This is a genomic window from Pseudonocardia lacus (assembly GCF_018531445.1).
In the GTDB taxonomy this organism is placed as follows: domain Bacteria; phylum Actinomycetota; class Actinomycetes; order Mycobacteriales; family Pseudonocardiaceae; genus Pseudonocardia; species Pseudonocardia lacus.
Genome location: NZ_JAHDTH010000095.1, coordinates 15,630 through 29,603 on the forward strand (window position 1 = coordinate 15,630; position 13,974 = coordinate 29,603).

Annotated in this window: 12 protein-coding genes; 3 read left to right on the forward strand and 9 right to left on the reverse strand. The window is 73.8% G+C overall.

The window, feature by feature from the left end; all coding sequences use genetic code 11:
- The first annotated feature begins 4 nt into the window (after positions 1 to 4).
- Positions 5 to 937 carry a ParA family protein gene (locus tag KIK08_RS20225; RefSeq protein WP_308257755.1) on the forward strand — a complete coding sequence of 311 codons (933 nt, stop codon included), beginning with the start codon at positions 5 to 7 and terminating at the stop codon, positions 935 to 937.
- A gap of 3 nt (positions 938 to 940) precedes the next feature.
- Positions 941 to 1,930, forward strand: a complete 990-nt coding sequence (locus KIK08_RS20230; protein WP_214404768.1) for a ParB/RepB/Spo0J family partition protein — start codon at positions 941 to 943, stop codon at positions 1,928 to 1,930.
- Between the two features lie 516 nt (positions 1,931 to 2,446).
- On the opposite strand, the gene KIK08_RS20235 is transcribed toward KIK08_RS20230, so the two are convergent.
- A complete protein-coding gene (locus tag KIK08_RS20235; protein ID WP_214404769.1) occupies positions 2,447 to 3,394 on the reverse strand; it encodes a D-alanine--D-alanine ligase family protein in 948 nt (315 codons plus the stop codon).
- Between the two features lie 117 nt (positions 3,395 to 3,511).
- Entirely contained in the window at positions 3,512 to 4,852 is a 1,341-nt protein-coding gene (locus KIK08_RS20240) for an aminotransferase-like domain-containing protein (protein WP_308257754.1), read from the reverse strand.
- A 222-nt stretch (positions 4,853 to 5,074) separates the two neighbouring features.
- On the opposite strand from KIK08_RS20240, the gene KIK08_RS20245 reads away from it, so the two are divergent.
- Positions 5,075 to 5,755 (forward strand): GNAT family N-acetyltransferase, encoded by a 681-nt coding sequence (locus tag KIK08_RS20245; RefSeq protein WP_214404770.1) that lies wholly within the window; start codon positions 5,075 to 5,077, stop codon positions 5,753 to 5,755.
- 168 nt (positions 5,756 to 5,923) lie between these two features.
- Here KIK08_RS20245 and KIK08_RS20250 read toward each other — a convergent pair whose 3' ends face one another.
- From KIK08_RS20250 to KIK08_RS20280, 7 genes are all read right to left on the reverse strand, one after another.
- Positions 5,924 to 7,081: an N-acetylmuramoyl-L-alanine amidase gene (locus KIK08_RS20250; RefSeq protein WP_214404771.1), complete on the reverse strand. Its 1,158-nt coding sequence runs from the start codon at positions 7,079 to 7,081 to the stop codon at positions 5,924 to 5,926.
- Positions 7,082 to 7,294: 213 nt separating this feature from the next.
- Positions 7,295 to 7,624 (reverse strand): thioredoxin, encoded by a 330-nt coding sequence (trxA, locus tag KIK08_RS20255; RefSeq protein ID WP_214404772.1) that lies wholly within the window; start codon positions 7,622 to 7,624, stop codon positions 7,295 to 7,297.
- 51 nt (positions 7,625 to 7,675) lie between these two features.
- Positions 7,676 to 8,677 carry a thioredoxin-disulfide reductase gene (gene trxB, locus KIK08_RS20260; protein ID WP_214404779.1) on the reverse strand — a complete coding sequence of 334 codons (1,002 nt, stop codon included), beginning with the start codon at positions 8,675 to 8,677 and terminating at the stop codon, positions 7,676 to 7,678.
- 134 nt (positions 8,678 to 8,811) lie between these two features.
- A complete protein-coding gene (gene sigM / locus KIK08_RS20265) occupies positions 8,812 to 9,351 on the reverse strand; it encodes an RNA polymerase sigma factor SigM (RefSeq protein WP_214404773.1) in 540 nt (179 codons plus the stop codon).
- A 53-nt stretch (positions 9,352 to 9,404) separates the two neighbouring features.
- Positions 9,405 to 11,177, reverse strand: a complete 1,773-nt coding sequence (locus KIK08_RS20270) for a protein kinase family protein (protein WP_214404774.1) — start codon at positions 11,175 to 11,177, stop codon at positions 9,405 to 9,407.
- Positions 11,178 to 11,231: 54 nt separating this feature from the next.
- Positions 11,232 to 12,800: a murein biosynthesis integral membrane protein MurJ gene (gene murJ, locus KIK08_RS20275; RefSeq protein ID WP_250557399.1), complete on the reverse strand. Its 1,569-nt coding sequence runs from the start codon at positions 12,798 to 12,800 to the stop codon at positions 11,232 to 11,234.
- Between the two features lie 131 nt (positions 12,801 to 12,931).
- Positions 12,932 to 13,974 (reverse strand): DUF6049 family protein (locus tag KIK08_RS20280; RefSeq protein WP_250557400.1); only part of this gene is annotated, 1,043 nt, incomplete at its 5' end.

Genomic DNA, 13,974 nt, shown 5'->3' on the forward strand with positions numbered 1-13,974 from the left:
CAACGTGAGCCAGCACGAGGCGTCCCATGTTTCACGTGGAACACCGGGGTGGACGCCGATCGCCGAGGAAGCAGAGCGTGCGGCCCGGGTGCTGCACCCCGACCGGCACGCCATGCCGCGGCCACGGCACCGGCGGATCCTGACCGTGGCCAACCAGAAGGGCGGCGTCGGCAAGACCACCAGCACGGTCAACATCGCCGCCGCCCTCGCCATGCACGGCATCCGCGTGCTCGTCATCGACCTCGACCCGCAGGGCAACGCCAGCACCGCGCTCGGCGTCGAGCACCGGGTCGGCACGCCGTCGGTCTACGAGGTGCTGCTGGGCGAGATCCGGCTGTCCGAGGCCGCCGCGCAGAGCACGTCGTCGCCGAACCTGTTCTGCGTGCCGGCGACGATCGACCTGGCCGGCGCCGAGATCGAGCTCGTCACGATGGTCGCCAGGGAGAACCGGCTGAAGCAGGCCCTCTCCGACCAGGCGCTCGACGAGGTCGGCGTCGACTACGTCTTCATCGACTGCCCGCCCTCCCTCGGCCTGCTCACGGTCAACGCCCTCGTGGCCGCGGCCGAGGTGCTCATCCCGATCCAGTGCGAGTACTACGCGCTGGAAGGGCTGGGCCAACTGCTCAGCAACATCGAGTTGGTGCGCTCGCACCTGAACACCTCGTTGGACGTCTCGACCATCCTGCTGACCATGTACGACGGCCGGACCAAGCTGGCCGACCAGGTCACCAACGAGGTGCGCAGCCACTTCGGCCCGACGGTGCTGCGCACGGTCATCCCGCGCAGCGTCAAGGTGTCCGAGGCGCCCGGGTTCGGCCAGACCGTGCTCGGCTACGACCCCGGCTCGCGCGGGTCGATGAGCTACGTCGACGCCGCCCGGGAGATCGCCGAGCGGGGTGCGGCGCACGAGCCACCCCGGCACCGGAACGGGCGGTAGACGATGGCCGAACGCAGCAAGGGCGGTCTGGGCCGCGGCCTCGCCGCACTGATCCCCACCGGACCGGCCGCGGGTGCCGGAGCCGGCGCCGGCGTCGACCTGGCGCCCCGCCCCGGCCCGCTCGACCGCCCCACCGCGCACCGGCCGATGGCGCTGGCCGAGCCGTCCGTCGCCCTGGAGCCGATGCCGGAGGGCGCCGAGTACCGCGAGATCCGCGTCTCCGCGGTCCAGCCCAACCCCAAGCAGCCCCGCACCGCGTTCGACGAGGAGGCCCTCGCCGAGCTGGAGCACTCGATCCGCGAGTTCGGGCTGCTGCAGCCGATCGTCGTCCGCGAGACGGTGCCCGGCGCGTACCAGCTGGTGATGGGCGAGCGCCGGTGGCGCGCCGCGCAGCGCGCCGGCCTCGACCGCATCCCCGCGATCATCCGCCGCACCGGCGACGACGCGATGCTCCGCGACGCGCTGCTGGAGAACATCCACCGCGTCCAGCTCAACCCCCTCGACGAGGCCGCCGCCTACGAGCAGCTGCTGGCCGAGTTCGGCGTCACGCACACCGAGCTCGCCGACCGCATCGGCCGCAGCCGCCCGGTCGTCACCAACACCATCCGGCTCCTCAAGCTGCCGGTGTCGGTGCAGCGCCGCGTCGCGGCCGGCGTGCTCTCCGCCGGCCACGCCCGCGCCCTCCTCGGCCTGGAGGACGCCGGCCAGCAGGAGGACCTGGCCACCCGCATCGTCGCCGAGGGCATGTCGGTCCGCGCGACCGAGGAAGCCGTCGTCCTGCTCCGCAAGGAGAACCCCACCCGCACCCGCCCGGCCCGCAGGCGGACCTCCCTGACCCCCGACATGGAAGACCTCGCCGAGCGCTGGTCCGACACGTTCGAGACCCGCGTCAAGGTCGAGTTCGGCCAGCGCAAGGGACGGATCGTGGTGGAGTTCGGTTCCGCGGAGGACTTCGAGCGGATCGCGAAGCTGATCGAGGGGCGCGAGGGCTGACCGGTCGTGGTTCCACGTGGAACCACGGCTCCCCTCTTGGTCGACAGAAGCCCGCGGACGGGTCTGGGCCGGTCGCCCGTGGAGAATTTCCCCTGATTGAGCTGAGGTCGCTCGCCGCATAGGCGCCACCGGAGGCAACACGGACGCCCCTGTCGCAGGGGCGCCTTTGCCGTGGGCGGGGCCGGAGGCGTCTGTAGACAGTGACGTTCGCGGGCGAGGCCGGCCTCCGTGAAGAGCGCGTCCGCCCCGCCATGTTTGAGCGCAGGGTGATGTCCGGGCGGGTGGGCCGGTGCCTCCGGCGGCTCCTACGCGGAGGGCGACCTCTGATCGAGCAGGGGCCTCGGGAGAGGAGTGGGCGCCGGCGCGCCCGGTTCCTGTTCCGCCTCGCCTCGTGGCGCTGGCGCGCCACTTCGGCGGGCGAGAGTGGCTTTCGTGCGATGTGGTTGGACGAGGGCCGCTTTCGTCCGGGGGGAGCATGAACCACAGGGGTGTGGTTTCACGTGAAACGAGGGGCGGTCAGCCGCGGTGGATCGCTCGCTCCACCATCGCGCCGTAGAGCTGGCCGAGGTCCGTGCCCGCTGCCGCGGCGGCGGTCGGCAGGAGGGAGGTCTCGGTCAGGCCTGGGGAGACGTTGACCTCCAGCACCTGCACCCGGCCCTCGGTGTCGACGACCGCGTCCAGGCGGGAGACGTCGCGGAGGCCGAGGAGGTGGTGGGCGGCGAGTGCGGTTTCCTCGAGGGCGGCGAGGGTGGCGGTGTCGAGGCGGGCGGGGCAGTGGAAGGTGGCGCCGCCGGGCGTGTAGCGGGCGGTGTAGTCGTAGGCGCCGTCGCCGGTGTCGACCTCGACGGGCGGCAGGGCGCGGGGCTCGTCGCCGTCGTGGACGACCGACACCGCGACCTCGGTGCCGGTGATGTACCGCTCGGCGAGGACGGCGGGGCCGTAGGCGAGGCAGCTGACCATCGCCGACGGCAGATCGCCCCGGTCGGTGACGACCTGGGCGCCGAGGGCGGAGCCGCCCTGGTCGGGCTTGACCATCATGGGCAGTCCGAGCCGGTCGACCATCGCGTCGAGCACCGCCTGGGCGCCGAGGGCGCGGAAGGTCGTGTGCGGCAGCGCGACCCACTCGGGGGTCAGCAGCCCGGCGCGGGCGAGCTCGGCCTTGGCGGTGGGCTTGTCCCAGGCGCGCCGGCAGGCGGGGGCGGGGGTGCCGACGAACGGGACGCCGAGGAGTTCCAGCACGGCCTGGACCGAGCCGTTCTCCCCCTCGCCGCCGTGCAGGGCGATCGCGACCGCGTCGGGCGGGTCGGAGCGCAGGCGCTCGACGAGTGCGCCGTCCATGTCCCACTCGCGGACCGAGAAGCCGGAGTCCCGCAGCGCGGCGGCGAGCCGACGGCCGGACCGCAGGGACACCTCGCGCTCGTGGGACAGCCCGCCGGCCAGCACGGCCACAGTTCGCTCGGTCACCGGTGCATTCTGCGGCACCCACGATCATGGACGGCGGTGGGGTTGGCGGCAGGTTTCACGTGAAACGGGAGCGGGGCACGAGCCGTGTGGCTCGTGCCCCGCTCCGGTGACCGTCGCTCAGGGGGTGTGCGGGCTCGGGCTCTGCGGGCCGTTGCGCGGCTCCGCCCGGCCGAGCGAGGGGCGCGGCGACGTGCCGAACGTGCGCATCACGTCGAGCTCGGCCTCCAGCACACCGGCGAGCCGGCGCACGCCTTCGGTGATGCGCTCCGGCGTCGGGTAGCAGTAGGACAGCCGCAGTTGGCGGCTGCCGAGACCGTCGGCGTAGAAGCCGGTGCCGGAGGCGTAGGCGACGCGGGCGGTCACCGCGCGCGGCAGCATCGCCTTCGTGTCGACGCCCTCGGGGACGGTCAGCCAGACGTAGAACCCGCCGTCGGGCACGTTCCACGTGCACCCGTCGGGCAGGTACGTCTCCAGCGCGTCGAGCATCGCGTCACGGCGTTCGCGGTAGGCCTCGGTGAACGACTTGACCTGGCTGCGCCAGTCGTGCCCGGCCAGGTAGCGGGAGACGAGCATCTGGTTGAAGTTCGGCGGGCAGAGCACCGCCGACTCGGCGGCCAGCACGAGCCGGTCGCGCACAGCGGGCGGCGCGAGGGCCCAGCCGACCCGCAGCCCGGAGGCGAAGGTCTTGGAGAACGACCCGAGGTAGATGACGTCGCGGTCCATCGACCGCAGCGCCGGGTTGGTCGTGCCGGTGAAGCCGAGCAGTCCGTACGGGTTGTCCTCGACCACCCGGACGCCGTAGCGGGCGCAGATCTCCAGCACCTCGGCCCGCCGCTCGACGGCCAGCGTCACGCCGGCGGGGTTGTGGAAGTTGGGGATCGTGTAGAGGAACTTGGGGGTGGTGCCCCGGGCGGCGAGGGTGCGCAGCGCGTCGGTCAGGAGGTCGGGGACCAGCCCGTGCTCGTCCATCGCGACGTGCACGACGCGCGCCTCGTAGGCGGCGAAGCTGCCGAGCGCGCCGACGTAGGACGGCCCCTCGGCGAGCACGACGTCGCCGGGGTCGCACAGGATGCGGGTGACCATGTCGAGGGCCATCTGCGAGCCGACGGTGACCACGACGTCGTCGGGGTCGGCGCGGATGCCCTCCAGCGCCATCACCTCGCAGATCTGCTCGCGCAGCGCGGGGATGCCCTGGGCGGAGCCGTACTGCAGCGCCACCTGGCCCTCGCGGGCGACGAGGTCGGCGACCTCGACGGCGAGCGCCTCCATCGGCAGGGCGGCGAGGTTGGGCATGCCGCCGGCGAGGGAGACGACCTCGGGACGGCTCGCCACGGCGAACAGGGCGCGGATCTCGGAGGCCGTCATGCCCGCGGTGCGCGCCGCGAACCGCTCCGCCGGCGCCGCCGCGCCGGGCGCGACGGCAGGACGGGTGGGTGTCGGCGGAACCGGCTCTGGCACGTTGGTCCTCCGGAGGAGTGGCGACGCTGGCGGTCGGCAGGCGGTCTACGGGCCGTTCGAGTGTAACCAGGACGGAGGAACGTCCTGCCCTTCGTCGTGAATCCGGGGCCGGTCGCAGCAACCGGGGTGTTGTCGAGGGCTGGATCGATCTACCGTCTGAGGGTCGACGCATTCGGGGCGGCGGCAGTGTTGACCGTCGAATCCGGCCGCCGGAGGTTTCTCTTGTCGTGGCACGTGGCGGCCCTCACCCTGGACAATCTGGACGAACTTCCCAAGCGCTGCCGTCGGTGCGTGTTCTGGGAGCTGTCCGAGCACCTGGGCAAGCAGGCCACCGAGTTCGGTTCCACCGAGCTGGAGAAGGAGGCCTGGGTCTCCGAGGTGCTCCTGGAGTGGGGTTCCTGCGGGCGCATCGTGCACATGGGCGGCGTGCCGGCCGGCTACGTGATGTACGCGCCGCCGTCGGCGGTGCCCCGGGCGGCGGAGATGCCCACCGGTCCGGTCAGCGCCGATGCGGTGCTGCTGACGACCATGCAGGTGATGCCGGAGTTCTCCGGTGAGGGCCTGGGCCGGATGCTCGCGCAGGCGGTGGCCCGCGACCTGACCCGCCGCGGCGTGAAGGCGATCGAGGTGTTCGGCGAGCAGCGCCCGGGCAGCGAGCCCGGTTGCCTCGTCCCGGCCGACTTCCTGCGCGGTGTGGGCTTCAAGACGATCCGCCCGCACCCGCGCTGGCCGCGGCTGCGCATGGAGCTGCGGTCGGCGATCACCTGGAAGGAGGACGTGGAGGCGGCGCTCGAGCAGCTGCTCGGCTCGATCACGATCCCCCTGCAGCCCGCGGAGCCGGTCGTGGGGGAGGTACCCAGCCCCGCCTCGTCGCTCGTCTGCGACCCGCTCAGGGCTCGCTGAGCACTCCCCTGGCGGCCGAACTCGACGCTTCTGGTGCGAGGGGCTGAACACGGGTTCCGTGCGGCTCCTGGGCGATCTCGGGCCCGATTTTCGATCTCCGGGCGGCCCCCGGGAACGCGAGAGCCGGTACCACCGCTGTGGTACCGGCTCTTCGGGTTCGCCGCGGGCTCAGATGGCCTGGGCGCCGCCGCGCTCGAGCTCGTGGGCCAGGACGTCGGAGAAGGAGAACGTCCCCGTCGGCTGGTCGTTCTGCCCGAGCAGGTAGAGCCGCTTGACCGCGACGAGGATGCCCTCGGCGACGACGTCGCGGAACGCGGGGTCGAGCAGGCGCTTGCGGTCGCCCAGGTGGGTGAGGTAGCCCACCTCCACCCGGACGGTGGGCATCCGGGTGAGCCGCAGCAGCTCCCAGGTGCGCGCCTGCGAGCGGCAGTCGAGCATCGCGGTGCGGGTGAGCAGCTCGCGCTGGATGAACCCGGCGAGCGCCTCCCCCACCGTCGACGTGGCCCCGGTGCCGTTGCCGAAGTGGTAGGTCGCCAGGCCCTGCGCGTGCATGCTGGCGTTGGCGTCGGTGTGCAGCGAGAGCACGAGGTCGGCGCCCGCGGTGTTGGCGAACTCGGCGCGCTCGGGATCGGTGGGGCAGGTGTGCTCCTGCCGGGTGAGCATGGCGTCCATGCCGGTGGCCGACATGCGTCCGACGAGCCGGCGGGCGAGGTCCCACATCAGGTCGGCCTCGGCGACGCCGGCGGCCACCACGCCGCGGTCGGGGCCGCCGTGGCCGGGGTCGACGACGATGCGCTTGCCGCGCAGCCGGGGGCCGGACTGGCGCAGCACCTCCTGCTCGCGCATGAGCCGCGGCCGCCCGCCGGTGACCTTGCGGCCCAGCTGGCGCAGCGAGCGCAGCGTGGCGGGGCCGCAGACGCCGTCGGGGACGAGGCCGTACTCGCGCTGGAACTTGCGCAGCGCCTGCTCGGTCTGCTCGTCGAAGACCCCGCCGGGGCGGCCGGGGTCGAAGCCGAGCTCCAGCAGGCGCTCCTGCAGGGCGAGCACGTCGTCGCCGCTCATCGGGGAGGAGACCAGCAGGGCGAGCATCCGGTCGCCCAGGGACCAGCCGGCCTCGCGCAGGGCGCGGTAGGTGGCCTGGCCGACGATGCCGTCGGAGATGAGGCCGCGATGCTGTTGGAACGCCCGCACGGCCCGCTCGGTGTCGGCGTCGAACCGATCGTCCTCCGGCGTGGTCGCCGGGCTCGTCATCAGGCCGAACCGGCGGAGCGTCGACCGGATCTCGACGACCGCCGGACCGCTGTCACCTCGGCGCAGCAGCTGCATGCACCCCTCGCTCGCTGATCGACATGCACCGTCGCGACAGTGCCGGGCGCGGACCATTGTGCCCTGCCGACACGCTGACGGGTGACAGCGGGGCGTTCCCCGGCGCGTCCCGGCCGTGGTACGCCGACGGGCCCGGCGCGGGGTGCGCCGGGCCCGTCGGAATTGCGTCGGTATGACGAGAATGCATTTCTCGTCATACCGACATCAAATTTGTCAGCCCAGGTAGTCGGCCAGGTCCTTGAGCAGGGCGGCCTTCGGCTTGGCGCCGACGATCTGCTTCACGGCCTTGCCGTCCTGGAACACGATCATCGTCGGGATGGACATGACCCCGTAGTCGCGGGCCGTCGCCGGGTTGGCGTCGATGTCCAGCTTGGCGACGGTGAGCTTGTCCTTGTTCTCGCCGGCGATCTCGTCGAGCACCGGGGCGACCATCTTGCACGGGCCGCACCAGGTCGCCCAGAAGTCGACGACGACGGTCTTGCCGCTGTCCAGGACGTCGCTCTTGAACGAGTCGTCGGTGACGTCCACGGTGTTCTGGCCCATGCTGATCTCTCCAGTTTCGTTCGGTGGGTGGGTGCTGTGTGGGGTGGCCGGTCAGCCGTTGACGACCTCGGCGACCTGCGCCGAGGCGTGCCCGTAGCCGCCGCCGGCCAGCTCCGGGTCGATCGGGGCCTCGGCCAGCCAGCGCTCGGCGTCGATCGCCGCGGCGCAGCCCGACCCGGCCGCCGTGATGGCCTGCCGGTAGGTGTGGTCGACGAGGTCGCCGCAGGCGAACACGCCGGGGATGTTGGTGCGGGTGCCCGGGGCATCGACCGTGACGTAGCCCTCGTCGTCGGTGTCGACCTGGCCGCGGACGAGCTCGCTGCGCGGGTCGTGCCCGATGGCCACGAACATGCCGGTGACGTCGAGCGTCGACTCCTCGCCGGTGCGGGTATCGCGCAGGCGCAGCCCGGACACGGAGTTCTCGCCGTTGACGCCGACGACCTCCTGGTGGGTGGCCCAGCGCATCTTCTCGTCCTTGCGCGCCCGCTCCAGCATGATCTTGGAGGCGCGGAACTCGTCGCGCCGGTGCACGACGGTCACCGACTTGGCGAACCGGGTGAGGAAGGTGGCCTCCTCCATGGCGGAGTCGCCGCCGCCGACGACCGCGATGTCCTGGTCGCGGAAGAAGAAGCCGTCACAGGTGGCGCAGGCGCTCACGCCGCGGCCGAGCAGCTCCTGCTCGCCGGGGGCGCCCAGGTACCGCGCGGCGGCCCCCATGGCCAGGATGACGGCCTTGGAGCGGTACGTGGTGCCGTTGACCACGACCTCCTTGACCGGGCCGGTGAGCGAGACGCTCTCGACGTCCTCGGTGCGCAGCTCGGCGCCGAACCGCTTCGCCTGGCCGCGCATCTGCTCCATGAGGTCGGGGCCCATGATCCCGTCGGTGAAGCCGGGGTAGTTCTCGACCTCGGTGGTGGTCATCAGGGCGCCACCGAACTGGGTGCCCTCGAAGACCAGCGGTCGCAGCTGCGCGCGTGCGGCGTAGACGGCCGCGGTGTAGCCCGCGGGCCCCGAGCCGATGATGATCAGCTCTCGCACCTCGTCGCTGGTCACAGAAGCCACGTCCCTCCTTGTCGCCTACAGCGCCTACAACACGATCCCAGCCCCGGACATTCCGGACCCGACCGCCCCGCCGCTGGTGGTGGCCCCGGTCACCCGCCGGTGGCCGTGCTGCCCCCGCAGGGTGCTCATGGGTCCTCCCGCAGGTGCCCGACCAGCTCCGCCAACCGCGCCCGGCCCCGGGCGCACCGGCTCTTCACCGTGCCCGCCGGCACCTCCAGCAGGTGCGCGGCCTCGCCCACCGACCACCCCTGCGCGTCGACCAGGACGACCGCGAGCCGCTGCTCGACCGGCAGCGCGGCCAGCGCGTCGGCGAGCACGAGCCGGGTGGCGACCTCCCCCGCCAGGTCGCGCACGGTGCCCTCGCCGGCGAGCGGCAGCGTCGCGCGCCTGCGGTCGTAGCGGATCCGGTCGACGCAGGCGTTGACCAGGATGCGGTGCAGCCAGGTGCGCACGGACGCGTCGCCGCGGTACTCCCCCGCCCGCCGGTACGCGGACGCGAGCGCCTCCTGCACGACGTCGGCGGCGTCCTCGGGGTGGTGCAGCGTGCGCACCGCGAGCGCCCGGAGCGAGCCGGAGTGGCGGCCGACGAGGGCGGCGAACGCGCCCTGGTCGCCGGCGCGGTGCGCGGCGACGAGGTCGTCGTCCGTGGGCGGTCCCGAGCGCACGCCGGGAGACTAGGGCGGCGCGGTGCTCCCCCGGGGGTCTTTCGGGGAGCCGGTCAGCCGACCGCGGTGCGGCGGAACTCCAGCTCGTTGATCTGCGAGGAGTTGTCCGAGCCGCCGCCGGCCAGCTTGGTGATCCACACCAGTACGTGCTCGGCGGGTTCGCCAGCGTCGAGCGAGACGGTGGTGGTGCCGTCGGACAGCGTCGCCTCCCCGATCGTGCGCATGTCCTTGACCTCGTCGTCGGCCGACTCCGCCGCCTTGACCTGGACGACCGTGCCCGCGCTCGGCGAGTCGATGCTGACCTCGGCCAGGCTCACCGGCGACGCGAACGAGACCATGACCCCGATGCCGGGCTTGAGCGCCGGGAACGGCTGGTCGTAGCGGGAGGTCTTCCAGGAGCTGCTGCCGTTGCCGTCGATGACCTGGGAGACGCGCCCGGAGTTGTCGCCGTCGCCGACCTTGTCGTAGACCTCGACGCCGGCCGCCGCGACGACGTCGCCGACCCCGCCGGGGGCCGGTGCCGGCGCGGGGCCGGGCTCGCCGCCACCCGGCTGGGCGGCCGGCGTGCTGCCGACCACGATGGCGGGGCCGCCCCCGCCGTCGTCGGAGAGCAGCGAGCCGAACTGGATGCTCAGGAACACCAGCACCCCCACCACCGCGACGGCCAGCACGGACACGCCGGTCAGCAGCTTGCGCCGGCGGCCCGGGTCGGGCGGGGCCTGGTCGACGCCGTCGTCCTGCCAGACGTCGCCGGGCGCCGAGGGCACGCCGTCGTGCTCGGGCGGGAAGAGGGCGAGCCGGTCGTCCTCGGCGATGACCTCGCCGAGGAGGCGGTGCACGGCGGCCGCGGTGTGCACATGGCCGGGCGCGTCCGGCGGGCCCAGGGTGCCGACGGCCAGCGTGTCGAGCTCGACCGGGACACCGGGGCGCTGCAGCGACGGTATCGGCAGCTCGCCGGAGGGCGGCCGCTCGGTGGCGGCCAGGCCGGCCCGGGCCGCGTCGACCCCGGAGAGCGGCCAGTGCGAGGTCAGCAGGACGTACAGCACGGCGCCGAGGCCGCGGACGTCGTCGGCGGGGGTGACGGTGGGGCGCGGGAGCGCGAAGCAGACCATGACCTTGCCCTCGGGCGTGACCCGCACGCGCTGGGGGTGGTCGATGCCCAGCACCAGCCCGCGCCGGTGCGCGGCCTCGGCCGCGGCCGCCAGTGGGGCGACGCCGCGGGCCACGGCGGTGGGCTTGGTGAGGCCGTCGGAGACGACCTCGGCGAGGCTCTTGCCCGGCACCCACTCGGTGACCGCCGCGCCGAGCACGTCGGCGGGCATCCCGCCGCTGCCGGGGGCGAGCACGTCGAGCAGGCGCGCGCAGCCGGTGTGCTCGAAGCTGCCCGAGCGCAGCGCGCGCACCATCATCTCGCCGGCCCGGGTGGTGCCCACGGACTCGCCGTCGGCCGTGGGGTCGGCCGCCGGGTCGGTGGCGCTGTCGGCCGGGTCGGCGAGGCGGCGCAGCACGGTGATCGCCACGTCGCGGCGCAGCATGGTGTCCTCGGCGCGCCAGAACTCCGCGCCCGCGGCCGTGTCCGAGCCGACCCTGGTCCGCAGGCGGTACCGCCCGGACAGCAGCATGCCGCTGATCGTGCCCGACGGCTGGGCCGTTGTGGTGGTCTCGCCCGGCGCGTCGCGCTGCGGCTGCAGGTCGCGGCGCGTGTCGGCCTGGGTGGGGGGATCCGGCGGGAGCGCCGCGGCGGTGGCCTCGGCGGCGGGGGTGCGGCGGGTGGGGGTCGGTCGCTGCGCGGGCGCCCCGGATGGTGGGCTCGCCAACTCGCTCACTGATCCGAACCTCCCTGCGCGCCGTGCACGGCTCCGCCCAGCGGCCAGCCTACTTCAGCGGGAGGCGCCCCGCCGAGCCCTCAGCCGGTCCACGATCCCGTCGATCCTACGGAGGAGCGGTTCGGTCTCCCGCACCCGGATCACCCGCATGACCAGCAGGATGAGCGGGCCGCCGAGGACGAACGCGATGAACAGAGCGGTCCACGCGCGGCCGAGCGGGGGCACGGCGAGCATCGGCTCGAGGTCGAGCAGCGCGAGCACCCCCCGGGCGGCGGCCGCGCCGATCGCGGCGGCCACCAGCGTGCGCAGGACGGTGCCCAGGATCGCGCGGGTGGGCAGCCTGCCGAGCCTGCGGCGCAGCAGGACCTGGCCCAGCAGCGCCCCGGCCACGAACGACAGGCTGTTGGCCACGACCAGGCCCAGCACCACGTCCTCGGGCGCCAGCACGACCGGGCACAGCAGCATCAGCGCCACCTTGACGGCCACCGTGAACAGCTGGACGAAGGTGGGGGTGCGGCTGTCGGTCATCGCGTAGAACACGCGCACCTGCAGCAGTTGGACCGCGTACGGGAACAGCCCGAATGCCGAGACGGCCAGCGCCGCGCCGATGGTCCGCGCGCCCTCGAGGTTGTCGGCGCGCAGCCCGAACAGCGCCACGCCGATCTCCGGGCCGAACGCGGTGATCAGCGCGGAGACCGGGAGCAGGAACACCGCGGCGAGCCGGGTGCCCAGCGACAGGTCGGCGACGACGTCGTCGTGCCGGCCGGCGGCCGCGGCCCGGCTCATCCGCGGCATCAGCGCGGTGAGCACCGAGACGCCGAGGATCCCGTACGGGACCTGCAGCAGCAGCCAGGCGTTGCTGTAGACGGTGGCGCCGCCGGTCGCCGCCCCGGCCGCGACGTTGATCGTGACGAGGTAGCCGACGAAGCCGATGAAGGCGTAGAGCACGGCCCAGCCGGCCAGTCGCCCGGCCGCGCTCAGCCGCGGGTCCCAGCTCCACACCGGCCGGTACCGGAAGCCCGCCTTCCGCAGCGACGGGAGCAGCACCAGGGTCTGCGCGACGATCCCCAGCGTCGTCCCCACGCCGAGCACAAGCAGCCGCTGCTCGTTCGGGACGAACACGTATGCGGCGAGCATGGCCAGCACGACGACGTTGTTCAGCACGGGCGCCCAGGCGAACGGTCCGAACGCGCCCTTGCTGTTGAGCACCGCCCCGAGGATCGCCCCCACCCCGTAGAACAGGATCTGCGGCAGCAGCAGGTAGGCCAGGGCGAGGGCCAGGTCGTAGGTCCGCGGGTCGTCGGCGTTGCCCAGGTAGAGGCCGGTGAGCAGGGGTGCGGCCAGCAGGGCCAGGGCGGTGATCACCAGCAGCACCACCCCGCCCAGGGTCAGCAGCCGCCGGGTGTACTCGACGCCGCCGTCGGCGTCGTCGGCCTGGGAGCGCACCAGCAGCGGGATCAGCACGCTGCTCAGCACGCCGCCGACGAGCAGCTCGTAGACGATGTTGGGCAGCGTGTTGGAGACGGTGTAGGCGTCGCTGAGTACGGTGACGCCGAGCACCGCCACCAGCGCGACCTGCCGGACGAAGCCGGTGATCCGGCTGGTCAGGTTGGCGATCGCCATCATGCTGCTCGACCGGCCCAGTGACGGCCCGCGCTGGGCGGTCTCCGGCCGGACGGGCTCGATCGGCTGGGTCAGCTCGGAGGCGGTCGGGTCGTCGGTCGGCTCGGACGGCGGGCGGGGCTCGGCCGCGATCAGGGACCCGGCCCCGGTGATCGGCTCGGTGGGTCGCTCGGCTCCCGACCACCCGCCGCGGGCGGCTCCGGCGGGAGCGGCCGCGGGCGGCGGGCCGGCGTGAGGCGCTCGGTGGCCTCGGTCGGGCTGCCCTTCGGCGGCGGCGGGCTCCGCCGCACCGGCATCGGGACCGTGAGCTGCGGATTCGGGAACGGATCGCCGCCGCGCGGCGGCCGGACCGCCATCGCCTGCGTCGGGCCGTCGTCCGCGATCGTCGCCACGGCCCCCGCCGCCCGCGGATCCGTTCCCGACGGCGGCCCGCCCGCCGATGCGGGGGGAGAACCAGGGCGCGGGCCCAGCACGATCTCCCGTCGTTCGGGCAGCTCCCCGCGGCTGCGGCGGATCACCCGACGGGCGGCCAGCACCACGAGCAGGACGCCCGCGCTCCCCGTCAGCCACAGGGTGATGGTGCCGTAGACGGTCGAGCGCATCTGCAACCGGCTCGGTGGGCCGAGCAGTTCGCCACCCGGAGTGCGCACCGAGGCCTGCACCGTGAACTGCCCGGTCCGGGTGACCTCGGTGCTGGCGCTGATCTGGCGCCTGCCCAGCGGCGGGATCTGCTGCGGCGGGATCGCGGCGACCTTGAGCCCCGGCGAGGGGGCGATCTCGACCTGCACCTCCATCGTCACCGGCAGGTCGTTCTGCACGGTGATGAGCAGCGGGGCGTCCTCGGTGCCCAGCGAGTACGGCCCGGGCGGCTCCAGCACCCGGACGGTGGCGCGCAGCGCGTCGATCTGGTTCCGCGCGGTCCGGGCGGCGGTCTCGGCGTCCGCGTCGCGGCCGCGCCACGCCGCCGATGCCGGCCGGACCAGCCCGCGCTCCAGCGGCGCGAACGCCTGCTCCGGTGACACCCCGGTCGACGAGCCGGGCCTGGCCGCGGAGCGCAGGTCGGCGACCGAGGCGGCGGTGGCGGCCACCTCGCCGACCACGCCCTGCGGGACCTCCTGGGCGGCGGCGTCGATCGGGTAGGCCAGCGGCAGCGCCGCGCCCGGCGGCACCGGCG

Coding starts and splice junctions, on each gene's coding strand:
- trxA (WP_214404772.1), bottom strand. CDS start 7,624: ATGGGCCAGAACACCGTGGACGTCACCGACGACTCGTTCAAGAGCGAC.
- murJ (WP_250557399.1), bottom strand. CDS start 12,800: ATGGCGATCGCCAACCTGACCAGCCGGATCACCGGCTTCGTCCGGCAG.
- KIK08_RS20250 (WP_214404771.1), bottom strand. CDS start 7,081: ATGCAGCTGCTGCGCCGAGGTGACAGCGGTCCGGCGGTCGTCGAGATC.
- KIK08_RS20230 (WP_214404768.1), top strand. CDS start 941: ATGGCCGAACGCAGCAAGGGCGGTCTGGGCCGCGGCCTCGCCGCACTG.